Source organism: Anaeromyxobacter oryzae (assembly GCF_023169945.1).
Taxonomy (GTDB): Bacteria; Myxococcota; Myxococcia; order Myxococcales; family Anaeromyxobacteraceae; genus Anaeromyxobacter; species Anaeromyxobacter oryzae.
This window is the reverse complement of the sequence record NZ_AP025591.1, coordinates 6012360-6034648: the sequence shown is the minus strand read 5'-3', so window position 1 is coordinate 6034648 and position 22289 is coordinate 6012360. Positions and strand designations below refer to the sequence as shown.

Below are 22289 nucleotides of genomic sequence, written 5' to 3'. Positions count from 1 at the left end.
TCCTCCTCTCCGGGAACGCTAGACACCGGGGACAAAAACGGCCGGGAGCCGGTCCGACGGATCGGACCCGCACCCGGCCGGTCGGGAGGGAGCTGCGGGTGCGCCCGTCAGGCCGCCTTCCGCACCACCTCGCTCGCGGCGCGCGGCTCGGCGCGCCGGAGCTTCACGTCCACCGCGATGGCGCGGACGACGAAGACGAGGAGCGCGAGCGCGCCGGCGTCGAACACGAGGTCCGGGACGAGCCGCGCCCAGGTCGCCGCGTGGATGAACGCGCTCCCGGTCACCGCGGGGCTCCGCGCATACCAGAGCCCCTCCTTGATCCCGATGGCGAACTGGTAGATGCCGGCCGGGAGCAGGGAGAAGACGATCATGCCCGCCAGGCCGCCGTTCAGACCCCAGAACGCCACCTTCAGGAGCCGGTCGCTCCAGGCGGCGGTCCGGACGATGTTCCGCATGGAGAAGAGCATCAGCGCGATGGCGAGGAAGCCGTACACGCCGAACAGCGCGCCGTGGGAGTGGATCGGCGTCGTGTTGAGCCCCTGCCCGTAGTACAGGACGATCGGCGGGTTGATGAGGAAGCCGAGGACGCCGGCACCCACCGCGTTCCAGAACGCGACCGCGACGAAGAAGTAGAGCGGCCACCGCCACGGCGTGGCGTTCCCGCCGGACCGCGCCAGCTTCAGGTTCTCGTACACCTCGAACCCGAGGAGCGTGAGCGGGACGATCTCGAGGGCCGAGAAGGTCGCGCCGAGCGCCGTGATCATGAGGGGCGTGCCGGTGAAGTACAGATGGTGGAAGGTGCCGATGATCCCCGAGCCCAGGTACAGCAGGATGGAGAAGTAGGTCGCGCGCTGCGCGGACTTCTCGCCCACCGCGCCGATCTTCGACAGGATGAAGGCGAGCGCCACGGTGGCGAACACCTCGAAGAAGTTCTCGACCCAGAGGTGGACCACCCACCACCGCCAGTAGTCGGCGACCGCGATGTGCGTGCCCGGCGTGTAGAAGAGGCCGACCGAGTAGAAGAGCGGGATCGTCACCGACGCGTAGAGGAGGAGGTGCGTGAGGCCGCCCTTGTCCTTCTCCGCCGCGAGCGCCGGCTTGATGGCGCGGTAGACGAGCGCGAGCCAGAGCAGCATGCCGAGGATGAGCGCGACCTGCCAGACGCGGCCGAGCTCGATGTACTCGTAGCCCTGGTGGCCGACGAGCCAGCCGTTCGGGCCGGAGAGCTTGCCCGCGACGCCGAGGTACGTGCCCGTCAGCGCGCCGACGACGACCACGACGAGGGCGCCGAGCAGCGTCCACACGAGTGCCTTCTGGCCCTTCGGCTCGTGGCCACCGGTGACGAGCGGCCCGATGAAGAGGCCCGTCGCGAGCCAGCAGGTCGCGATCCAGAAGACGGCGAGCTGGAGGTGCCAGCCGCGGGTCGCCGCGTACGGAAGCAGCCCGCCGATCTGGATCCCGAAGAGCTTGTTGCCCTCGACGGCGTAGTGACCGGTGACGGACCCGAGCGCCGCCTGGAGGATGAAGAGCACGATGGCGATGGCGAAGTACGGCAGGACGGCGCGCTGGCTCGCGGTCGGCTTCGGCTCCCGGAGGGGCGCGAGCGTCACCGGCTGGTGACCGTCCCGCTCGCGGAGCTTGAGGTACGCGAAGATCGCGGCGGCGATGCCGAGGATGAGGAGGACGACGGACGCGATGGACCAGACGAGCGCGGACGGGAGCGGCACGTTCCCGACGAGCGGGTCGTGCGGGAAGTTGGCCGTGTACGAGTACGCCTCGCCGGGGCGGTTCGTCCCGGCGGCCCAGGCGGTCCAGAAGAAGAACGCCGTCATCGCCTTCGCGTCGGACGGATCGGCGACGAAGCCCGGCGGGATGGACATCGCGTCCGAGCCGTCGCGGAACAGCTGCGTGTAGTACGCGACGAGCGCGGGGTACGCCGCCGCCTGGCCCGGGGAGAGCGTCAACGTGTCCGTCGCCGGATCGTACCGGTTCTGACGCAGCTCCTCGGCCACCTCGGCCTGGACGCGGCCGCGCTCGCCGGCCGGGAGCGCCTGGAGGTCCCCCTGCGTGAACGCCGCGGCGGCGGCAGGGGCGAGGCCGCGCCGGACGCCGGCGGTGGCGAGGCCGGTCCGGTGCAGCGCGTCCGCGGACCAGTCGGGCGCGAGGTACGCGCCGTGGCCCCAGATGGACCCGGTCTGCTGGCCGCCGCGCGACAGGTACTGGCGCTGGCCGAGCTGGATGTCCTCGCGGGTGAGGACGACCTCGCCCGTCGGCGCGACGACGCGGCCGGGGATGGGCGGCTTGTGCGCGGAGATCTGCGCGCCGCCGAAGATGAGGACGCTGAAGCAGGCGACGATGACGAACAGCAGGACTGCGCGACCCTTGTGGCTCATGTGGTGTGGTCCCTCGGTTGGAAGGGGCTAGCCGCAGCAGCCGAAGCGCGGCGTGGCGCCCGGCGTGGCATCGGGATGCACGGCGTGGGCGTGGCTGGAGACGAGGGCGTCCGCGAGCGCGAGCAGGCGCTCCCCGGCGGCGGCCTTCTGCGCGTCGAGCTCGCCGCAGCGGGCCGACACGTCCTCGAGCGCGTCCTCGGGGAGGCGCTGCACCGCCATCGGATAGAGGATCGCGTCCTCCTTGTGGATGTGTCCCCGCAGGAGGTCCGAGAAGGCCCGGGCGTGTTCGGCGACGTCCCGGCGATCGCCGGCGGTCCACTCGCCGTCCTGCCCGGCCCGCGTCGCGAGGACCGAGACGAGCGCGCGGCCGTCGTCGTGCTCGTGCAGCATCACCGCCACCGGGCCGCCCTGGGCCGGGAACCCGTGCGCGATCATCGACGGGAACAGGACGCCCTCTTCCTTCGCGTGATGGGACGCGTCGGCGTACTCGCGGAGGAAGGTCACGAAGCGCGACAGCTCCTCCTTCTCGGTGGTCCCCTTCCGCACGGTCTCGTCCGCGAACCCGACGAGCGCGTCGAGCACGCGCTCTATGGTCCGGTGCTCGTTCATCAGCGTCTCGATGGCGTCCATTCGAACCTTTCGCCGGCGGCACCGCCGGTGCTGTGTCAACCCGCGCGAGGCCATGAGCAAGAGGCCGGCCAACGCGCACGTCGCCGCCGTTACTGGTGTTTTTCATTTTCCATCCCTCCTGGCCACCCATCTCAGGTTGCATCGGCCACCGATATTTCGGTAGACACCGAGGCATGGTTGAACACGGCACCCGCCCCGGCCCCCGAAGCCTGCCCGTCGTCGGCGGCCCGGTGAACTTCGGCCCCGCCCCCACCGACGACGTCCACCGGAAGATCGTCGAGGAGGCGATCGAGGCGGTCCTCTCGACCGTGGACCTCCGGGCGGTCCTCGATCGCACCGGTCAGCTCCTCCGGCGCCACTTCGGCGAGACGCGGGTGGCGATCCACCGCGTGTCGGCCGAGGACGCGACGCGCGCCGAGGTCGTCCTCGTCTCGGATCCGCGGCAGCCGTCGCCGGAGCTCGGCACCACCTTTCCGCTCGCGGGCTCCGCGGCGGGCAAGGCGATCCAGGACCGGCGCCCGTGCGTGATCGATCCGCTCCAGCCGAAGGCGCCGCGCTATCGCGACGAGCCGCTCCTCGCCGCGTACGGCTACGGGTCGCTCGTGTCGTTCCCGCTCGTCTTCGAGAACGAGATCCTCGGCACGCTCGACATCGCCCACCCGCCCGCGGAGGGGCTCCTCGACTGCTGCTTCGAGGTGGCGCGACAGGTGGCGCACCTCGTCGCGATCGCGCTGCACAACAGCCTCATGGTCGAGGAGGTGCAGCGCCTGAACCGGCTCCTCGGCAAGGAGAACGCGCTCCTCAAGGAGGAGATCCGCCAGATCAAGCGGGACTCGCGGTACGTGGCGGAGAGCGAGGCGATGCGCGCCGTCGTGGAGCGCGTGCGGCTCGTGGCCCCGTCGGGCAGCACCGTCCTCGTGCGGGGCGAGACCGGCACGGGGAAGGAGGGGCTCGCGCGGATGGTCCACGAGTTCAGCCCGCGCTTCAACGCACCGTTCGTGCCCGTGAACCTCGGCGCGATCCCCGAGGGCCTCATCGAGAGCGAGCTGTTCGGCCACGAGAAGGGCGCCTTCACCGGCGCGAGCCGGCGCCGCGCCGGGCGGTTCGAGCAGGCCGACGGCGGGACGCTGTTCCTCGACGAGGTGGGCGACGCGCCGCCGTCGGTCCAGGTGCGGCTCCTCCGCGTGCTGCAGGAGCGCGTGGTCGAACGGGTCGGCGGGACCGAGCCGGTGAAGGTCGACGTGCGCGTGGTCGCGGCGACGAACCGCAACCTCGAGGAGATGGTCGCCCGCGGCACCTTCCGCGCGGACCTCTACTACCGCCTGGCCGTGTTCCCCATCGAGCTGCCGCCGCTCCGCGAGCGCCGCGACGAGCTCCGGCCGCTGGCGACCTACTTCCTCACGCGCCAGGCGGCGCTGATGCACCGCCGCCCCCCGCGCGTCGGCGAGGACGTCTGGCGCGCGCTCGAGGCGTACGACTGGCCCGGTAACGTCCGCGAGCTCGAGAACTTCCTCCAGCGGGCGCTGATCCTCTCGCCGGGGCCGGAGCTGGCGATGCCCGAGCTGCCCGCGAGCGCGCTCCGTGCGGCGCTCCCCGCGGCGGCGACGCCCGCGAGCGAGCCGCCCGGGCCGTTCGAGGACGAGGTCCGCCACCTCATCGAGCGCGCCCTCTCGCACTGCGGCGGCCGCGTGTACGGTCCGTCGGGCGCCGCGGCGCTGCTCGGGCTCCGCCCGACGACGCTGCAGGGGAAGATGAAGAAGTACGGCATCGCCCCCGGCCCGCGCAGCGCCTGATTCCGTACATCGACGGAGCGCGCCGTCGCCCGCGCGCGCCTTCGCTCGTAGTACCATCCCGCCTCCACCCCTCTCCGACCCGGAGGCCCAGGATGCCCAGGCTCGCCGTCGCCGCGCTCGCCCTCGTAGCCCTCGCCGGCTGCGTCTCGCAGGATGCCTTCCGCAAGAAGGAGGCGGAGGCCGAGCAGCTCCGCAAGGACTGGCGCGAGGAGCAGGTTCGCCGCGCGAAGCTCCAGGAGAGCTTCGATCAGCTGAAGGCGCAGCTCGACGCCATGCTCCTCGACGTGAACTCGCTGCGCGAGAAGATCCGCGCCGACGAGGCGACGCTCGCGCAGAAGGAGGCCGAGCTCCGCGCCGCCCAGGGGCAGACCGCCGACCTCCAGGCGCTCGTGGACGAGCTCTCCAAGTCCAAGAAGAAGCTCGAGGCCGCCAAGGCGGAGCTCGAGCGGAAGAGCGCCGAGTACGAGCAGCTCGCCTCCGCCCTCCGGACCGAGATCGACGCGGGCCGGATCGAGCTCACCGAGCTCCGCGGACGGACCACCGTCAAGATGAAGGACAAGATCCTCTTCGGCTCCGGCTCCGCGACGATCGGCAAGGACGGCCGAGAGGCGCTCCGCGCGGTCGCCGACGCGCTCCGGAACGTCCGCGGGAAGACCATCCGCGTCGAGGGGCACACGGACAACGTCCCCACCTCCGGCACCACGTTCCCGTCCAACTGGGACCTGTCGAGCGCCCGCGCGATCGCGGTCGTCCGGTTCCTCCAGGAGGCGGGCGTCGATCCGACCCGCGTCGCCGCGGCGGGCTACGGCGAGTGGCAGCCCGTCGCCGCGAACGACACGCCCGAGGGGCGGAGCCTGAACCGCCGCATCGAGATCATCCTGGTCCCGGTGGAGGGCGCCGCGCCGGCCGTCGCGGCGCCGCCGGCGCAGGCGGCCGTGAAGGTCCCCGCTGCGAAGCAGTAGCCGTCACCGGGCGCCGCGCCCGGCGGGGATCCGGAAGATCTCCGCCAGCACGCCGCCCGCGGTGTTCGCGCCGCCGACCCCCGCGCCCTGCACCACCAGCGGGCGGTCGGCGTGCCGCGACGTCGTGAACGCCACGTAGGCCTCGACGCCGCTGAGCCTCGCCGCGGGCGCCAGCGCGTCGACCGCCTCCGGCCCCACGCGCACCTCGACAGCGCCGCCGTCCGCGACCGCGATGCGCGCGAGGTACCGGAGCACCTTCCCTTCCCGCCGGAGCCCGTCGACGCGCGCGGCCATCGCCTCGTCGTGCGTCCGCAGCCCCGCGATGAGCGCCTCCGGGGTGCCCGGCGCGAGGAGCGCGGCCGGGACGAACGGCTCGACCACGACGTCCTCGAGGGCGAGCGTCGCGCCGATCTCGCGGGCGAGGATGAGCGCCTTCCGCGCCGAGTCCAGCCCGGACAGATCGTCCCGGGCGTCCGCCTCGCAGTAGCCGAGCCCCATCGCCCAGCGCGTCGCGAGCGAGAGCGGCACGCCGCGCGACAGCTCCGTGCAGAGGTACCCGAGGGTGCCGGACAGCGAGCCCTCGACGCGGCGGACGCGATCGCCGCCACGGACGAGCCGGCGGAGCGTCCCGATCACGGGCAGGCTCGCGCCGACCGCGGTGTCGTAGTGCCAGTGCCGGTGGTGCTGCCGGCGCGCCTGCCGGAGCAGATCCTCGCGTCGCGGCGCCACCGCGAGCGGCCGCTTGTTCGACGAGACCACGTCGATACCGCGCCGGAACGCCTGCTCGTAGACCTCCTCCATGCCGTCGGCGGCGGTGAGGTCGACGAGCACCGGCCGCGGCAGCCGGGCGAGGCGGTCGAGGAGCGCCGGCGCGGTGCGCGCGTCCACCGGGCCCGTCGCGGGCGCGGCGGCGAGGAGCGCCTCCCAGCGGCCGAGATCGACGCCGGTGTCCTCCACGACGGCACCGCGGGTGTCGGCGACCCCGACGACGCGCAGCAGGACGTCGTAGTCGCGCTCGAGCTCGCGGCGCTGCACGCGGATCTGCTCGAGCAGCTCCCGCCCGACCTTCCCCTTCCCCAGGACGAGGAGCGAGACGCCGCGCTCGGCGAAGGCCTTCTCGACGACGCGGCTCGGCGGCACCGGCGCCACGGGGCGGCCGCGGAAGTCGGCCACCATGTCCGACACCCGGTCCACCGCGATGAGGAAGGCGTCGTGCCCGTCCGGCGAGTCGAGCACGTCGAGGCGCGCGTTCGGGACGAGCCGGGCGACCTCGCGCTGCTCCCACGGCCAGTAGAGGACGTCGGAGTCGATGGAGACGACGAGCGTCGGCTGCCGGATCGACCGGAGCACGTCGTCGAAGTCGCCGCGGCCGCGCGACACGTCGTGCGTGTCCATGGCGCGCGTCAGGGTCACGTACGTGGCGGGGTCGAACCGCTCGACGAGCTGCTGCCCCTGGTAGCGGAGGTAGCTCTCGACCGAGAACAGGTCCTCGGTCTGCGGCCGCCGCCCGAAGCGCTCCTCGAACGACGGCTGGCTCCGGTAGGAGAGCATCGCCATCATCCGCGCCGCGGCGAGCCCGGCGCTCGGCGGGTCGTCGGGATCGTAGCGGCCGTCCATCCAGCGCGGATCGGCGTAGATCGCCTGCCGCTGCGCCTCCGAGAGGCCGATGCACCAGGCCGAGTGGCGCGCCGTCGAGGCGATGAAGACGACGGAGTCGACGAGGTCCGGGTAGAGCAGCGCCCACTCCAGCACCTGCATCCCGCCGAGCGAGCCGCCGATGACCATCCGGACGCGGCGGACGCCGAGCGCCGTCACGAGCGCGTGCTGCGCCCGCACCATGTCCCGGATCGTGATCGCCGGGAAGGTGCCGAGGTACGGCGTGCCCGTCGCGGGGTCGAGCGACGTCGGCCCCGTCGTCCCGTAGCAGCTCCCGAGGATGTTCGAGCAGACGATGAAGTCCTTCTCGGGGTCGAACGCGCGCCCGGGGCCGAACATCCGCGTCCACCAGCGATCCGCGTCGGCGGAGCCGGTGAGGGCGTGGCAACAGACCACGGCGTTGCCGCCGTCGCGGTCGAGGGTCCCCCACGTGCGGTAGGCGACCTGGACCTCCGCGAGGCGTCCGCCGAGCTCGAGCGCGAGGGGTCCAGGGAGGACGAACGTCCGCGTCTCGGGAGCGACGAACGCCGCCCTTCCGGCCGCCGCCGCCGCTGCCGCGCTGCCCGGTTCCGTCGCCATGGGTCGCGGAGGGTATCGGCGGCGGATCCGGGGTGTCAAGAAGCGCACATCGTCCCCTGCCCCGCGCCAAATCCGCGAAACCCGGGCCGGTTCACGTGGCGCTTGAAGCGCACAGGGACCCGGTGCTGTGCTCGACCTCGCTTCCGGGACGGCTGACGTCCAGGCGACCGCCCGGTTCGAGAGGCTTCCCCGCCGCGCGGCACGGCGCCGCCGGTGAACGGGGAAGAGACGAGATGCTCGCTTCCCACGACGACCCAGACGAACGACGCGCCCGCCTTCCGGGGCGGGCGTCCTTCCGGATCGCGGCGCTCGCGCCCGACGATCCGGATCTGCTGGCCACCCTCCGCGAGTGGGACTGGGTGACCCGCTCCCTCCTCACCCGCGGCGCGGTCTCGGCCGCGACCCGCCCCCGGCTCGAGGACTCGCGCCGGATCGTGGGCGAGCTCCACCGCGTCCTCGCCGGCGACGAGCCGGGCGAGGGGGTCGCGGAGGAGCGGCAGGTCTTCGCGGTCCGCGCCGGCGGCCGCGTCCAGGCGGTGGTGGCGCTGTTCGCCTGCCCCCGCGCGGTGTTCGTGGAGCTCCTCGCGACCGCGCCCTGGAACCTCCTCGGGCCCGGCGATCCCGCCGACGCGCGCACGGTGCGCGGTGCGGGCTCCGCCCTCGTGACGCACGCCTCGGCGCTCGCGCGCCGGCTCGGTCGCGGCGGGCGCGTCGCGCTGCAGGCGGAGAACCCGCGGGCGCTCGCGGTCTACGAGCGGCTCGGGTTCCAGCGGATGCAGCCGTCGGACGCGCCGCTCGCCCTCGTGCCCCGCGGCGAGGACGGCTGGTCGCCGGCGGTGCTGCGGCTCGCCCAGAAGAAGGCGTCGCGAGAGGACGCGGAGAGCCCGTGGATGCTCCTCGACCCCGACCGGCCGCCGCCGCTCGTCGCGGTGCCGGCGCTCCGCCGGCGGGCGGCGCCGATGCGCGCAAGCCACGCGGGACGGCCCCGCTCCGCGCCGCCGCTCTCGGCGGCGCCCACCGGCCCCTGACGTCGGTACCTCGCCCTGCCCCTTCCCCTGTCGAAAGGCCGGGGGAGGGGCGACGCGCGCCCGTTCGCGGCTCGACGGGCTCACCTCGAACGCATCCCGTCCGGCCCTCGGCGTCAGGCCCGGGCGACGAGGATGCCGGCGAGGTTCACGAACGACTTCACCTCGAACGGCTTCCGCACGAAGACGGCGTAGCCGTCCTCGAGGCGCGACCGGCCGTCCGAGGAGAGGAGGATCAGCGGCAGCCGCTCCCAGGCGCGGTGGCTCCGGATCGCGGCGACGAGCGGATCGACGGCGGCGCCCAGCGGATCGCAGTCGATGATGGCGAGGCCCCGCGGCTCGGCGGAGAGCGCCTCGATGAAGGCGTCGGGTTCGGCGGTCGCCTGGACCGAGACGTCCCACGGCCCCTTCTCGCGGCCGAACCGCCCCAGCGCCGCCACCAGCGCCTGCCGGAGCACCGGGTTCGGCTGGAGCATCGCCACCGAGAGCGGCGGGACCGCCTCCGGGACGGCCTGCCGCTGGACGGCGCCGGGCGCGAGCGCGGCCGCCGCGGCCGCCGCGATCGGGGCGGGGGGCGGCACCGCGCGCTCCGGTGCGGGTCCCGCGGAGCGAACGCCGAAGACGAGGTCGAGCTGCACGCCGTCGCGATGCGATGCCGGGACGAGCGCGATGCCGGCGAGCGCGCCGTTCACGAGCGGCGTCACCCAGCGGATCTCGCCGGTCGCCTGGATCGCGATCCGCTCCTTCTCGAGCTCGATCGTGACGGGCGTCCGATCGCCGACGGCGAGCCGGAGCTTCGTGCGGACGAGGACGCCGTGGCGCTCGTCGGCGAGGCGATCGCGACGGACGTCCGTCGCGGATGCGTACTTGAGCCCGATCCCCGGCGCACAACCGACCAGAATCTCCGGCATCTCTCCCCCCGCGCTTCGGCGCGCACCCAGCGTTACCGGTTAGAGCGCGGCGGCGGCAGTCCCGTGACACGGGGATGCGGCAGCGGTCCCGTGAGGCGGGGACGAGGAAAGCACCTGCGCGGCGCGCCCGGGTCGGGAGACCCGGCGCGCACCGTCGGATCGCGACCCCGCGGACCGCTCAGTGTGCGAGCGACGCCTGCGGCCCCTGCGGCCCCGGCCGGACGGCCCCGAGCGCGTCGGCGAAGAAGGCCGCCGTGAGCTGCCAGCGGCGTGCCTGCGTGAGCGGATCGGGGGTCATGTGGGTGGCGCCCGCGATCGGCACGAGCTGGAACGGGCGGCCGGCGCGGAAGAGCGCGTCGGCGAGCGCGAGCGAGTGGGAGAGGTACACGTTGTCGTCGGCGGTGCCGTGCAGGAGGAGCAGCGGCCGGGAGAGCCCCGGCGCCAGCGGGAGCAGCCCGCTGTGCTCGTAAGCCGCGGCGTCCGCCGGCGGGATCCCGAGGTAGCGCTCGGTGTAGTGCGTGTCGTACTCGCGCCAGTCGACCACCGGCGCGCCCGCGGCCGCGGCGCGGAACACGTCCGGCCGCGCGAGCACCGCGAGCGCCGACAGGTACCCGCCGAACGACCACCCGGTGATGCCGACGCGCGAGAGATCGAGCGCCGGCAGCTCCGCCGCGAGCGCCTGGAGCGCGGCGACCTGGTCCGCGAGCGGCGCGCCGGAGAAGTCGCCCCGGATCGCGCGCTCGAAGGCGCGGCCCCGCCGGGGCGTACCGCGCCCGTCCACGAGCACGACGAGGAAGCCCTGGTCCGCGAGCCACTGCTCGGCGAGGAGCGGCCGCGGCTGCACCATCAGGTGGCCGGGGCCGCCGTACACCTCGACCACGACCGGCAGCTTCTCGACCGCACCGAGGGCGCGCGGCCGGAGCACCGCCGTCCAGAGCCCATCCCCCGGCCCCACCTTCCGGAGCTCCGTGGTCGGCACGGCGTACGGCTCCTCGGCGACCGACGGCAGGTCGGCGAGCTTCTGGCCGCGCGCGTCGTACACCGCCGTCCGCGGCAGGCGGCGGAGCGACGTCGTCGTGTCGGCGACGACGCCGCCGCCCCGCTCCGGGAGGACGAGCGCGTGGAGCGCCGGCGCGCCGTCGCCCAGCGCGAGCCGCTCCGGCGCCTCGCCGGGCCGGACGCGCCAGACCTCCTCGCGCGTCGGATCGGGCGCCGCGACGAACACGAGCGCGTCGCCGTCGAGGCCGCCGGCGTCCGCATACCCGGTCTCTCGCGGCACCGCCGTCTCGAGGCGCGCACCGTCCCGGCCCCGCAGCTCGACCTCCGGCCCGCCGTTCCGCTCCGTCACCCACCAGAACCGGCCGTCCTTCAGGAACCGGGGCATCCCCGCCCAGAGGTTCAGCCACGCGAGATCGCGCTCTTCGAGGAGCAGCCGCGTCTCGCCGGTGCGCGGGTCCGCCGCGAGGAGCTGCTCGACGTGCTGAGCGCGCTCCTGGACCAGGACGGCGAGGGGTCCGCCGTCGTCCCATCGAACCGCCGCGACGTACGGGAACCGCGCCGCGTCCCACCGGACCTGCACCGGCTTCCCGCCCGCCGCGGGGACCACGAAGAGGCGCACCACCGCGTTCGGCGTCCCGGCTCGCGGGTAAGCGAGCGTGGGGCACGGCCGGGCCGGAAACGCCGGATCGCAGAGCGTCCGCTTCTCGACCGGCGCCTCGTCGACCTCGGCGTAGGCGAGGAGCCGGCCGTCGGGCGACCACCAGTATCCCGCGTCGCGGCCCATCTCCTCCTGCGCCACGAACTCCGCGAGGCCGTTCGAGATCTCGGGGGTCCGCGCCTGCGTGAGGCGCCGCGCCTTCCCGGACGCGAGGTCGAGGACGTGGAGATCGCGATCCTTCACGAACGCGATCGCCTTCCCGTCGGGCGAGAAGCGCGGGTCGAGGGCGCCCGCGGCCTCCGCGAGCACCGCGTCCTTGCCGCCGGCGCGCTCGAGGACGTGCAGCTGGCCGCCCAGCACGTACAGGACCCGCGCGCCGTCGGGCGAGAGCCGGAAGTGCGTGATGCCGCGCGCCTGGATCCGCTCGCGCTCGAGCCGCGCCGCCTCGTCGGGCGAGGGCGCCGAGCCCTCGCCGCCGGCGAGCTCCCGCGTGGCGCCCGTCGCGAGGTCGGTCTCGTGGAGCGCCTGCACGCGCCCCCGCGGCCCCGAGCGGAGGAAGAGCGCCGCACGGCCGTCCGGTGTGAGCTGCACCGCGGAGGGCCGGCCCGCGCGGTACCCGCGGGTCTCGGCCCACGCCACGAGGAAGGGATCGAGCGGCGCGCCGGGAGCCGTGACCGCCGGGGCCGAGGCCGCGGCGAGGAGCGCGAGGAGCGGGAGCGGCATACGGGGCGTTCTACCACGCCCCCGCCGCACCCGCCCCGCGCCCGGCCGCTGGCGCGGCTACCGCGACGTCGAGCGGCGCGACGAGCGCCGCGCGCCGGAGCGAGCCCCGCCGCGGCGGGTCGACCGCGATCCCGACCGTGCGCCGGTGGACCGCGAACCGCTGGAGCGCGGCCGCTTCGCGGACGCGCCGCGGCTCTTCCCGCCCTTCCTGCCGATCTCCGAGTAGAACTCCGGGCCGCGCGTCCGGAGCGTCGCGGTCCCGCCCTTGCGGCCAGCCGCGCTGCGGGATCCCGTGCGGCTCCCGCGGCGGCTGACACGCGCGCCGCTCGCCTTGCCGGTCCGACGGTTCGTCGTCTTCGCCATGTCCGATCGTCTCCCGAGCGCGATCGTGCGCTCGCTTCCCTCCGCGGGAACGCTGCTCACGGGCGGTGTCACCCGCAAGCGCGACGGCCCCCGTCGTGGAGTTGCGATCCCGAACCGGGCGCAGAGGAGCTCCGCGAGCGGCGCCACGTCGTCGGCGCCGAAGGTGGGGAGCGGGCGCGGGGGTGGCGCGTCCGTGACGACGGCGAACACGCGCCGGTCGGTCGCGCAGAGGAACGCCCGCGCGACCCGCGCGCGGTGCACCTCCACCCGCGGCAGCGGCTCGCGCTTCCAGCCCTCCGCGAGCACGAGGTCGACCGGCGGCAGCATCCGCGCGAGGGCGCGGGCGCCGCCCAGCGCGGGACCGAAGTACGCCATCTCGGAGGGTCCCTCGATCGCCGCGGCGACCGCGCCGGCGCGCCGGAGCACGTCGGTGTCCTTGCCGGGCGCGTCGAGCGCGTGCGGGTGTCCGGTGTGCTTCAGGATCCCGACCCGGACACCGCGCGCCGCGAGGTGGGCGACGAGGCGCGCCAGCAGGCGCGTCTTCCCGACGCCGCTCGGGCCGGAAACCGCGACGATGGGGGCTAGCCCGCGTCGTCGTCGAGCAGCCACGTCGTCACCTCCGCGCCCTCCGGCAGGTCGCCCGCGCCGGACGGCAGGCACACGAGCGCGTCGGCGAGGGCGGGCCCCCGCACCTGGGCCGCGTCCCGCCCCACCGGGCGGACGCGCCCGTCCGGCTCCACCGCCGCCCACAGGAGCCGCGCCCGCCCCGGCTTCCCCGCCGTGGCCTCGGCGAGCCGCAGCGGCACGGCGCGGCGGCCCGTGCGCGCGGCGCCCGCGAGCGCGAGCAGCGCCGGCCGCGCGAACACCTCGAACGCGACGAGGCACGCGGATGGGCTCCCGGGGAGCCCCAGCACCGGCCGCTCCGCGGCGCGCGCGAACAGGAACGGCTTGCCGGGCTTCATCGGCACGCCGTGGACGCGGACGTCGGCGCCGAGCCGCTCGAGGGCGGCGGGGACGAGGTCCCGGACCCCGATCGACACGCCGCCGATGGTCAGCACCGCGTCCGACTCGCGGAGGGCCGCGGCGATCGCCGCCTCGACGGCCTCGAGCCGATCTCCCGCGCTCCGGCGCAACGGCTCGCCGCCGAGCGCAGACACGAGCGCGGCGATGGCCGGGCCGTTCGAGTCCGGCGTGCGACCCGACACGACCTCGTCGCCGGTGGAGATCACCGCGACCCGCGGCCGCGCTCGCACCGACACCGCGGTGACGCCCACCGCGGCGAGCAGCGCCGCCTGGCGCGCGCCCACCCGCACCCCGGCGGGGAGCGCGACACCGCCCGCCTCGACGTCCTCGCCGGCCCTGCGGACGTTCTCGCCCGGGCGGGCCGCGTCGCGGAACTGGACCCGCCCGTGCTCCTCCCGCGTGACCTCCTCCCGGACGACGGCATCTGCGCCGGCCGGGAGCGTCGCGCCGGTGAAGATCCGCGCCGCCTCGCCCGCCGCGAGCGGCTCGGCCGGGACGTCCCCGGCGTAGACGGTCTGCCGGACCGGGAGGATGGCCGCGCCGGTGACGTCGGCTGCGCGGACCGCGTAGCCGTCCATGGCCGCGCAGGTGTGGGGTGGGGACGCGACGCGGGCGAGGGCGGCGGCGGCGAGCCATCGGCCCCGGGCCGCGCCGGCGGTGACCTGTTCGGCGGGAAGCGGCTGGATCGTGGCGAGGATTTCGGCGCGGATGCGCAGGAGCCGGTCCATCGCACGCACTATGCCATGCAGCCTCGAGCGCCGCCCGCGAACCGCAAAACCTGCGCAGCTTACGGATTGATCGAGGCCAAAGCGCAAGGGATGCAGGCGGGATGCCGTAAACCCCCGCATCTCCGCGGGCCTAGCTCCTGCAAACAGACGCCGATCAAGCTGCTCCACTCGTGGAGGACGTGTGCTCTCGAACGCGCCGGTGACGGACTGCAACGCATGCTCCCTCGGCCTCGCGTCGCAGGGCCGCTGCCGCCTCACCCCGACGAGCCGGGAATCCGGGGCGACCATCTGCGCCCAGGGTGAGCGCCCCCGGACCGTCTACTTCATCAAGGAAGGCTTCGTCGCGCTCTCGGCCGTGTCGCCGCGCGGCTCCGAGCTGCTCCTGTCGCTCCGCGGCCCCTCCTGCCTGCTCTGCACCGAGGCGCTCCAGACGGAGCCGTCGCCCTTCGAGGTCCGGGCGCTCTCCCGCGTGAAGATCTGCGGGATCAGCGGTGACGCCCTCTCCCAGTGGGTAGGCCCGGAGAAGAGCGCCGCCCGCGTGGTGCTGGATCTCCTCCTCACGGAGAGCCGGCAGCAGCGCGACGAGGTGAACTGGCGACAGGGGGACTGCCTGTCCCGCGTCGCGCGCTTCGCGCTCGCCCACGCCCGCTTCCTCGCCGATCGGCCGAACGCGGTCCGGAAGCAGGTGGTCGCCCGACTTCTCGGGATGCGCCCCGAAACGCTGTCGCGCTGCCTGACCAAGCTCGAGAAGGACGGTGTCGTGGACGCTTCGCGCGGCGTGCGCGTGCTGGATCACCGGCGTCTTGCCGCCATCGCCATGGAAGACAACGCGGCCTGATTCTTGTTATGTGAAGGCCGCTCGAGTCTTCGAGCAGAAGGAAAGGACACTATGCCCAGGCTCGGCATGCCAGAGCTGATCATCATCCTCCTCATCGTCGTCGTGCTGTTCGGGGCGAACAAGCTTCCGCAGCTCGGCGCCGGCCTCGGTCAGGGGATCCGCAGCTTCAAGAAGGCGATGGGCGACAGCGCGGACGAGGACAAGGCCGCGAGCGCCAAGACGTCGACGACGGACAGCTCGAAGCAGGCCTGATCCGGGGGGCGCGTCCGCGCCCTCCCCTCCTTCCCCGCAGCGCTTGCAGCTCGCCGCGCGGCATGCCGCAGCCGGTGCGAGCTTGCTCCCTCGACACGCGTCGTCATCCGTTGCCATCCGTGGGCCCGAGCGCCTGTGCCGCCGGAGGCTTGCACGCGCCCCGCGCCCCGCATGAGTGAGTAGCCCTTACCGGGCACGATTTTTCTATTTCCTCCGGTAAACACCGGCCGGAGGGCGCGGATGGGCATCGAGATCGCAGGGCCCGCGTTCGATCATGGCGTGGGGCGGCTCGTCATCGAGCTCGGCCCGACGTTCCGGGCGGAGGACGCCCGTCGACTGCACGAGCTCATCGAGAGCTCGGAGCCCGGCACGGAGGTGGAGATCGACTTCCACGCCGTCCGGGACTGCCACGCGGCGGCGCTCGGCCAGCTCGCGCGTGACCTGGTCCACGCGGGGTGTCGGATCGCGCTGCACGGCGTCCGGTGGCACGAGAAGCGGCTGCTCGGGTATCTCGGGGTCCCGATGGACGCGCGCGAGGGGCATGCCTGATCGGCGGCCGTCGACCGACGGCCGGGCCGGCTGCCATTCACCGTACGTGGATTCATTCCACGATCTCCGGCGCGGTTCGTGCGCCGCGTCTCCCACTTCCGCCCGGACCCGCGCACGCCTCCCCCGGTCGCGCCACGCAGCGCGGCACGGCGGCATGCCTCGTACTCATGCGAGAACACGGCATTTCCGGGAATCCGCCGCTGTACGACCCTTACCGGCAACCGCCGCCGCCGTGGTTGGCCCACGCCATGCTCCTCCTCGAGCCAGGGATGCGTCTCGTTCGATCGGGACGCTCGCTCGAGCCCCGCCCGGGAGGGCGCAGTGCCGGAGCGGCCCCGCGGTCTCGCGACTCGCCCTGGCGGCTGGCCCGGGCGAGTCTGGAGACGCGGGACGGCGGGGGCGGGTGAAGAGGCCAGGGCTCGCGCGCAGCCTGGTCGCACGAACGCGTCCCGCCAGCTTGCTTCGCGCGCGCCGGCGCGCTGACCGGCCCGGCGCGCGCGGGGGGGGACTCACATGAAGCGTATCCTCGTGGCGGTCGACGGCTCCGAGTCCGCGCTGAAGGCCGCGCGGATGGCCGTGGACATCGCCGTGCGGTTCGGCGCCAAGCTCACGCTCGTGCACGTCGTCCCGCGGCTGCTCCTTCCTCCGGACGTCTACGGGCTCACCATCGCCGAGGTCGAGAAGGAGCACCGCGCGTATGCCGACGCGCTCCTCGACAAGGCGGTCACGGCGCTGCAGAAGCCGGAGCTGGAGATCGGGCGGACCGTCCTCTACGGGTCTCCGGCCGAGGCCATCGCCGAGGAGGCCGCCTCCGGAGACGTGGGGATGGTCGTGATCGGGTCGCGCGGGCACGGCGCGGTGGCGCGCATGTTCCTCGGCAGCGTCTCCGACCGGCTCGTCCACATCAGCCCGAAGCCGGTCCTCGTCGTCCACTGACGGTCGCCCGCGGCGCGCGATCGGCGGTGTAGAATCGGGTCGACCGCTTCCCGACCGGGGGCCGCGCGGGAGGGCTCGATGATCGCCGTCGCCGACTTCATGACCAAGGACCTCGTGACCGTCCGCGAGAGCGACGACGTCGCGCTCGCGGAGTCGCTGCTCCGGCTCGGCGGGATCCGGCACCTCCCCGTGGTGCGCGACGGGCGCGTGGTCGGCCTCCTCACGCACCGTGACGTCCTCCGCTCCAGCCAGTCCGCCAAGACGGCGGCGCGCGATCTGCCGGTCCGCGACGTGATGACGCCGGATCCCGTCTGCGTGCGCGCGACCTCGAGCCTGGCCCATGCCGCGCGGCTCATGCTCGAGCGGAAGTACGGCTGCCTCCCCGTCGCCGACGACGAGGGGAAGCTCGTCGGGATCGTCACCGAGGCCGACTTCGTCCGGTTCGCCGCGGACGTGGTGCGCGACCTCGATCTCGTGGCCGAGGCGGTGCGCGTCCGGGAGCGGCAGGGCGACGCCTGAGGTGCAGCGAGCGGCCCCCTGCCTCATCGTGCGTTGACCGGGCGGGAGCGCCCCCCTAGATCCGGGGACGCATGCCGGAGACCGTGTTCGACGAGCTCAAGCGATACGTGCGGTTCGACGCGGTCGACGAGCAGGCGCTCCACGCCCTGCACGTCCATGCCCGCCGGGACCTCGACCGGATCTCGGAGGTCTTCTACGACCGGATCCTCTCCCACGACGAGGCGCGGAAGGCGCTCGTCGGCGGCGAGAGCCGCGTCGGGCACCTCAAGGTGACGCTCGTCGCGTGGATGGACAGCCTCCTCTCCGGCCCGTGGGACGAGGCCTACTGGGCGAACCGCTTCCGGATCGGCCGCGTCCACGTCCGGATCGGGCTTCCGCAGCACTACATGTTCGGCGCGATGAACGTGATCCGGACCGAGCTGATGCGCGTCGCCTGGGAGGGCTTCCACGCGGACCCGCCCGCGCTCGAGCGCGTCCGGAACGCCCTCGGCAAGATCCTCGACCTCGAGCTCGCGATCATGCTCCACACCTACCGGGAGGACCTGCTCGCGCAGGCGGCGCGCGCGGAGCGGCTCTCGACGTTCGGCCAGCTCGTCGCGTCGATCGGGCACGACCTGCGGAACCCGCTCGGCGTCATCGAGACGTCGCTCTACATCCTGCGCGGCCGGATCGGCGACGACGAGCGCGCGAGGAAGCACGTGGACCGCATCGGCGAGCAGCTCAACGTCGCGAACGGGATCATCAGCAACCTGCTCGACATGATCCGCAACCGCCCGCTCGCGAAGGAGCCGGTGTCGCTCTCCGAGGTGGTGACCGGCGCCGCCGACGCGGTGAGCCGCCCGCCCGCCGTCGCCGTGTCGCTCGAGGGGCTGGAGGCGCTCCCGGCCGTGGACGGCGACCCCGTCCAGCTCCGCCAGGTGTTCGTGAACCTGATCGAGAACGCCGTCTTCGCGGCGTCCCCGGAGGGCGCGGTCACCGTCCGCGGCCGCCGCGCGGACGGCACCGTCGAGGTCGACGTCGACGACACCGGACCGGGCGTCGACGCGGCGACGCGCCTCCGCCTCTTCGAGCCCCTCATCACCACCAAGGACAAGGGGGTCGGGCTCGGGCTCGCCCTCGTGAAGCGCATCGCCGAGCGCCACGGCGGGACGGTCGATTACTCCGACCGGCCGGGCGGCGGCGCCCGCTTCACGGTCCGCCTCCCCGCGTGAAGAGACCCGTCATGCGCCGCTACCTGATCGTGGACGACAACGTGGAGTTCGCCGAGAACCTCGCCGAGATCCTGAGCGACGGAGGCGACCAGGTCGCCATCGCCGCGAACGGCGAGGAAGCCCTCGCCCTCGCCCGCACGACGACCTTCGACGCGGTCCTCACCGACATGCGCATGCCGCTCATGGGCGGCGCGGAGCTCGTCCACGAGATCCGGCGGGTCGACCCGGGCGCCGCGGCGATGGTGATCACCGCCCACGTCGGCGACGACGCGCTCGAGGCGGCGCGGCGGGAGGGGCTCCTCGCGGTCCTGCAGAAGCCGGTCGCGGCCGGGCGCATCCTCGAGCTGCTCTCGGCGGCCCGCCGCGACGGCCTCGTCGTCGTCGTCGAGGACGACGATCGCCTCTCGGACAATCTGTGCGAGGCGCTCCGCACGAAGGGCTTCGCCGCCGTGACCGCCGCGTCCGTGCTCCAGACCGAGCGGCTCGGCCCCGTCCGGCCCTTCTGCGCGCTCGTCGATCTCCGGGTCCCGGGCGGTCCCGACGGCGAGGCGATGCGCAGGCTCGCCCTGAAGTATCCTGGCCTGCCGATGATCGTCGTCACCGCGTACCACGAGGTCCCGCCGCTGCCGCACGAGGCCTACTTCTCGAAGCCGTTCGACACGCCGTCGCTGCTCGCGGCCGTGGAGCGGCTGCACGCGTCGCAGCCCGGGGCCGCCGCCGGGGCCTCGGCATGAAGGACACCGCGAAGCGCCCGCGCGTGCTCGTCGTCGACGACAACGCGAGCCTCGTCGAGAACCTGTCGGAGATCCTGGAGGCCGCCGGGTACGCGGTCGGCGGCGCGGGCTCGTGCGAGGCCGCCCTGCGCCTCGCGGCGGGCGGGTTCGACGTGGCGCTCGTGGACCTGAAGCTCCCGGACGGCGACGGCACCGCCCTCGCGCCGCGCCTCAAGGAGCTGTCGCCCGACGGCGAGGTGGTCCTCCTCACCGGCTTCGCGACGCTCGAGTCCGCCGTCGCCGCCGTCCGCGCCGGCGCGTGCGCGTACCTCGTGAAGCCGTGCGCGACGCAGGAGCTGCTCGTCACGGTCGAGCAGGCGATGCGCCAGGTGCGGCTCCACGGCGAGAAGCGGGAGCTCGCGCGGCGCGCCCAGATGGTCGAGAAGCTCGCCGCGGTCGGCACGATGACGGCCGGCCTCTCCCACGAGATCCGGAACCCCCTGAACGCCGCCGCGCTCCAGCTGACCGTCCTCGAGCGCCGCATCCAGAAGCTCGCCGGCGCGAGCCAGCCGGCGCTCCTCGAGCCGCTCACGCTGGTGAAGGACGAGATCCGCCGGCTCGATCACATCCTCGAGGATTTCCTCCAGTTCGCCCGCCCGCGCGAGTTCGTGCCGAAGGCCATCGAGGTCGTGCCGGTGGTCGCGAAGGTGCTCGACCTCCTCGGCGGCGAGGCGGAGCGCCGGAGCGTCGCGCTCGAGCGCGACCTCGAGCCGGTCGCGCCCATCGCCGGCGACGAGGAGCGGCTGCGCCAGGTGCTCGTGAACCTGTGCCTGAACGCGCTCGAGGCGGTGCCCGAGGGCGGCCTCGTGCGCGTGTCCTGCCGCGCCGTGCCGCCCGACGCCGATCGCCCCGAGGCGCCCCCGATGGTGGACATCGTGGTCGACGACGACGGGCCGGGCGTGCCGGCGGACGCGCGCGACCGGATCTTCGAGCCGTTCTTCACCACGAAGGCGAAGGGGTCGGGGCTCGGGCTGTCGATCGTGCACGCGATCGTGACCCAGCACGGGGGAACGATCACGGCAGAGGAGAGCCCGGAGGGCGGAGGGCGGTTCGTGCTGAGGTTGCCGAGGGTGAGGTAGGGATCCGCGCTCGGATCTCGCCGCCATTCCCCCCTCCCCTCTCCCCGCGCGGACACCGACGTGACGCACGCCAACGTGTGCGGTAAGTACGACCGCTCCTCCTCCTCCTCCTCCTCCTCCTCCTCCTCCTCCGCGTGAACGCGAGGCGAGCAGGTTCGAGTGACTCTCAGTGCGCGGCGAGAGGGAACGCGGGCGCCGACGAGCGCTGCACCGCTCGAAATGGAGAGTCCCCATGAGAATCGTTGCCCGGCTTGATCACCCTCGGCCTGATGATACCCTGCGTGAAGCCACGAATCGTGCGCCAGGAGGCTCGATGGCCCACAGGACCGTCATCATCACCCTCTACGTGGTCGCCTTCGCCGCATGCATCGGGCTCAACGTTGTCACACGCGAGCTCGCGGCAGGCGCTGACCCGCACGCGGGACTCGCGTCCGGGTGGCTTCCGCTCACGCGCAGCGACCTCGTGGACGGTTTCGCCGGGACGGCGATCGTCTGCTGGCTCGTCGCCGCGGGGTCATCGTGGCGCGCCCATCGCGATCAGCGGGTTCGGCGGACGTGAGTCGGAGGGAAGCCGCCTCGCGCCCGAGCGGACTCGGTCGGCGGACGCGAGGAGGGCTGAGATGTGATGAATCATTGGCCCAGCCCTCTCTCTTCGCTTCGCTGCGCCGTCGACGCGAAACTCTCACTCGGGCGCGTCGCCTCCGTCCTCGGCCGCGGGCCACGGCCATTTCTCGAGCACCGCCTGCACCGCCGCATCGATCCGCTCCGGCGCGTAGCTCTCGGGCGGCATGCCGAGGTGCTCTCCGAGCCACTCGAGGATGTCGGGGACGCCCCGGCCGTGCGCCGACAGGCCGTGATCGTCGCCAGGGTAGGTCTGCAACTTCACCGTTCGTCCCACCGCTCGCATCGCCGCCGCGAGCCGCCGCGACTGTTCCACGGAGACTCGCCAGTCCTCCTCGCCGTGCAGGAGCAGCAAGGGCGCCTGCATCTCGCCGCCCCATCGGACGGCGGAGCGCGCCACGTAGGCATCCCGACACTCGGACGGCAGGCACCCGATGAGCGCCTGATACACGGGGCGCATGTCGGGGCGCTCGTCGAGGTCGTCCAGATCGGCGAGCCCCCCGACCGTCGCCGCCACGCGGATGTCTCTCGGAGCACGCCGGGCGTCCTCGCGAAGCGCCCGGTAGGTCATCATCCCGCCGCGCGAGTAGCCCACCATCCCGATCCGCGTGGCGTCGACCCCCGGGAACTGCTTCAGCAGTGTCACCAGGTTGAGGACGTCCTCGACGTCGTCGCCGCCGAAGGCTTCCCGGCCCTCGCTCCCCATGTTGCCGCGGTACTGCGAACCCACCGCGACGTAGCCCGCCTCGACGTAGGCGACCAGCTCGCGCGGGTCCATCGCGCCGAAGTTCCGGTTCCCGCCTCGGTTCCAGACGACGGCCGGGTGCCGTACGGTCCGGTCCCGCGGGCACCCCAGGAACCCGTTCACCCGCAGCCCGGAGCTCCAGTAGGTGAGCGCGTAATACTCCGACCGGTCCGTGATCAGGATCGGCCGCAGGGAGAGGATCGCGCCGTCGGGCTTGCGGTCCGGGGGTGCCGCCTGCCGGGCGGCCGGAGCGACGGCGTGGCTCGCCGAGCAAGAGGCGGCGAGGAGCAGCGCGAGCGCTCCCGCCAATCGGCGCCGAGCGG

The 22289-nt window shown here is 73.8% G+C and carries 20 protein-coding genes; 12 read left to right on the top strand and 8 right to left on the bottom strand.

The window, feature by feature from the left end:
* Positions 1-107: 107 nt before the first annotated feature.
* Entirely contained in the window at positions 108-2393 is a 2286-nt protein-coding gene (locus AMOR_RS26440) for a nitric-oxide reductase large subunit (RefSeq protein WP_248355712.1), read from the bottom strand.
* Between the two features lie 27 nt (positions 2394-2420).
* Positions 2421-3023: a hemerythrin domain-containing protein gene (locus AMOR_RS26435; protein WP_248355711.1), complete on the bottom strand. Its 603-nt coding sequence runs from the start codon at positions 3021-3023 to the stop codon at positions 2421-2423.
* A 173-nt stretch (positions 3024-3196) separates the two neighbouring features.
* Between AMOR_RS26435 and AMOR_RS26430 the strand changes: the two genes are divergently transcribed.
* Positions 3197-4816: a sigma 54-interacting transcriptional regulator gene (locus tag AMOR_RS26430; protein ID WP_248355710.1), complete on the top strand. Its 1620-nt coding sequence runs from the start codon at positions 3197-3199 to the stop codon at positions 4814-4816.
* Positions 4817-4908: 92 nt separating this feature from the next.
* Entirely contained in the window at positions 4909-5778 is an 870-nt protein-coding gene (locus AMOR_RS26425) for an OmpA/MotB family protein (protein ID WP_248355703.1), read from the top strand.
* 3 nt (positions 5779-5781) lie between these two features.
* On the opposite strand, the gene metX is transcribed toward AMOR_RS26425, so the two are convergent.
* A complete protein-coding gene (metX, locus tag AMOR_RS26420) occupies positions 5782-8013 on the bottom strand; it encodes a homoserine O-acetyltransferase MetX (RefSeq protein ID WP_248355701.1) in 2232 nt (743 codons plus the stop codon).
* A 233-nt stretch (positions 8014-8246) separates the two neighbouring features.
* On the opposite strand from metX, the gene AMOR_RS26415 reads away from it, so the two are divergent.
* Positions 8247-9041: a GNAT family N-acetyltransferase gene (locus tag AMOR_RS26415; RefSeq protein ID WP_248355699.1), complete on the top strand. Its 795-nt coding sequence runs from the start codon at positions 8247-8249 to the stop codon at positions 9039-9041.
* Between the two features lie 113 nt (positions 9042-9154).
* On the opposite strand, the gene AMOR_RS26410 is transcribed toward AMOR_RS26415, so the two are convergent.
* The 4 genes from AMOR_RS26410 to AMOR_RS26395 all read right to left on the bottom strand — a co-directional run bounded on the left by AMOR_RS26410 (position 9155) and on the right by AMOR_RS26395 (position 14443).
* A complete protein-coding gene (locus AMOR_RS26410; protein ID WP_248355697.1) occupies positions 9155-9949 on the bottom strand; it encodes a PilZ domain-containing protein in 795 nt (264 codons plus the stop codon).
* 178 nt (positions 9950-10127) lie between these two features.
* Positions 10128-12329 (bottom strand): S9 family peptidase, encoded by a 2202-nt coding sequence (locus AMOR_RS26405; protein ID WP_248355694.1) that lies wholly within the window; start codon positions 12327-12329, stop codon positions 10128-10130.
* 57 nt (positions 12330-12386) lie between these two features.
* Positions 12387-13301, bottom strand: coding sequence for a molybdopterin-guanine dinucleotide biosynthesis protein B (gene mobB / locus AMOR_RS26400; protein ID WP_248355677.1), 915 nt, complete (start codon positions 13299-13301; stop codon positions 12387-12389).
* Positions 13274-14443: a molybdopterin molybdotransferase MoeA gene (locus AMOR_RS26395; protein ID WP_248355676.1), complete on the bottom strand. Its 1170-nt coding sequence runs from the start codon at positions 14441-14443 to the stop codon at positions 13274-13276. Before AMOR_RS26395 ends, mobB begins: the two co-directional genes overlap by 28 nt.
* Positions 14444-14624: 181 nt before the next feature.
* Here AMOR_RS26395 and AMOR_RS26390 point away from each other — a divergent pair, with 181 nt between their 5' ends.
* The 9 genes from AMOR_RS26390 to AMOR_RS26350 all read left to right on the top strand — a co-directional run bounded on the left by AMOR_RS26390 (position 14625) and on the right by AMOR_RS26350 (position 21159).
* Positions 14625-15281: a Crp/Fnr family transcriptional regulator gene (locus AMOR_RS26390; RefSeq protein ID WP_248355674.1), complete on the top strand. Its 657-nt coding sequence runs from the start codon at positions 14625-14627 to the stop codon at positions 15279-15281.
* A 51-nt stretch (positions 15282-15332) separates the two neighbouring features.
* Positions 15333-15533 (top strand): twin-arginine translocase TatA/TatE family subunit, encoded by a 201-nt coding sequence (gene tatA / locus AMOR_RS26385; protein WP_248355673.1) that lies wholly within the window; start codon positions 15333-15335, stop codon positions 15531-15533.
* A gap of 240 nt (positions 15534-15773) precedes the next feature.
* Positions 15774-16082 (top strand): STAS domain-containing protein, encoded by a 309-nt coding sequence (locus AMOR_RS26380; protein ID WP_248355672.1) that lies wholly within the window; start codon positions 15774-15776, stop codon positions 16080-16082.
* 513 nt (positions 16083-16595) lie between these two features.
* Complete coding sequence (locus AMOR_RS26375; protein ID WP_248355670.1) at positions 16596-17018, top strand: universal stress protein; 423 nt, start codon at positions 16596-16598, stop codon at positions 17016-17018.
* Positions 17019-17096: 78 nt separating this feature from the next.
* A complete protein-coding gene (locus tag AMOR_RS26370; RefSeq protein ID WP_248355668.1) occupies positions 17097-17537 on the top strand; it encodes a CBS domain-containing protein in 441 nt (146 codons plus the stop codon).
* Positions 17538-17608: 71 nt separating this feature from the next.
* Positions 17609-18748: a sensor histidine kinase gene (locus AMOR_RS26365; protein ID WP_248355666.1), complete on the top strand. Its 1140-nt coding sequence runs from the start codon at positions 17609-17611 to the stop codon at positions 18746-18748.
* An 11-nt stretch (positions 18749-18759) separates the two neighbouring features.
* On the top strand, positions 18760-19482 hold the full coding sequence (locus tag AMOR_RS26360; RefSeq protein WP_248355665.1) for a response regulator: 723 nt from the start codon (positions 18760-18762) through the stop codon (positions 19480-19482).
* The gene (locus AMOR_RS26355; protein WP_248355663.1) at positions 19479-20600 is read left to right on the top strand and encodes a hybrid sensor histidine kinase/response regulator; all 1122 of its coding nucleotides are present in this window, start codon (positions 19479-19481) and stop codon (positions 20598-20600) included. The genes AMOR_RS26360 and AMOR_RS26355 overlap by 4 nt, the downstream gene beginning before the upstream one ends.
* A gap of 313 nt (positions 20601-20913) precedes the next feature.
* Entirely contained in the window at positions 20914-21159 is a 246-nt protein-coding gene (locus AMOR_RS26350; protein WP_248355662.1) for a hypothetical protein, read from the top strand.
* A 123-nt stretch (positions 21160-21282) separates the two neighbouring features.
* Here the strand turns inward: AMOR_RS26350 and AMOR_RS26345 are convergent, their stop codons facing one another.
* A complete protein-coding gene (locus AMOR_RS26345) occupies positions 21283-22275 on the bottom strand; it encodes an alpha/beta hydrolase family protein (protein ID WP_248355660.1) in 993 nt (330 codons plus the stop codon).
* Positions 22276-22289: the final 14 nt, after the last annotated feature.

Coding starts and splice junctions, on each gene's coding strand:
- metX (WP_248355701.1), bottom strand. CDS start 8,013: ATGGCGACGGAACCGGGCAGCGCGGCAGCGGCGGCGGCGGCCGGAAGG.
- AMOR_RS26370 (WP_248355668.1), top strand. CDS start 17,097: ATGATCGCCGTCGCCGACTTCATGACCAAGGACCTCGTGACCGTCCGC.
- AMOR_RS26365 (WP_248355666.1), top strand. CDS start 17,609: ATGCCGGAGACCGTGTTCGACGAGCTCAAGCGATACGTGCGGTTCGAC.
- AMOR_RS26380 (WP_248355672.1), top strand. CDS start 15,774: ATGGGCATCGAGATCGCAGGGCCCGCGTTCGATCATGGCGTGGGGCGG.
- AMOR_RS26350 (WP_248355662.1), top strand. CDS start 20,914: ATGGCCCACAGGACCGTCATCATCACCCTCTACGTGGTCGCCTTCGCC.
- AMOR_RS26375 (WP_248355670.1), top strand. CDS start 16,596: ATGAAGCGTATCCTCGTGGCGGTCGACGGCTCCGAGTCCGCGCTGAAG.
- AMOR_RS26360 (WP_248355665.1), top strand. CDS start 18,760: ATGCGCCGCTACCTGATCGTGGACGACAACGTGGAGTTCGCCGAGAAC.
- AMOR_RS26355 (WP_248355663.1), top strand. CDS start 19,479: ATGAAGGACACCGCGAAGCGCCCGCGCGTGCTCGTCGTCGACGACAAC.
- AMOR_RS26425 (WP_248355703.1), top strand. CDS start 4,909: ATGCCCAGGCTCGCCGTCGCCGCGCTCGCCCTCGTAGCCCTCGCCGGC.
- AMOR_RS26395 (WP_248355676.1), bottom strand. CDS start 14,443: ATGGACCGGCTCCTGCGCATCCGCGCCGAAATCCTCGCCACGATCCAG.
- AMOR_RS26430 (WP_248355710.1), top strand. CDS start 3,197: ATGGTTGAACACGGCACCCGCCCCGGCCCCCGAAGCCTGCCCGTCGTC.
- AMOR_RS26410 (WP_248355697.1), bottom strand. CDS start 9,949: ATGCCGGAGATTCTGGTCGGTTGTGCGCCGGGGATCGGGCTCAAGTAC.
- AMOR_RS26405 (WP_248355694.1), bottom strand. CDS start 12,329: ATGCCGCTCCCGCTCCTCGCGCTCCTCGCCGCGGCCTCGGCCCCGGCG.
- AMOR_RS26440 (WP_248355712.1), bottom strand. CDS start 2,393: ATGAGCCACAAGGGTCGCGCAGTCCTGCTGTTCGTCATCGTCGCCTGC.
- tatA (WP_248355673.1), top strand. CDS start 15,333: ATGCCCAGGCTCGGCATGCCAGAGCTGATCATCATCCTCCTCATCGTC.
- AMOR_RS26415 (WP_248355699.1), top strand. CDS start 8,247: ATGCTCGCTTCCCACGACGACCCAGACGAACGACGCGCCCGCCTTCCG.
- AMOR_RS26435 (WP_248355711.1), bottom strand. CDS start 3,023: ATGGACGCCATCGAGACGCTGATGAACGAGCACCGGACCATAGAGCGC.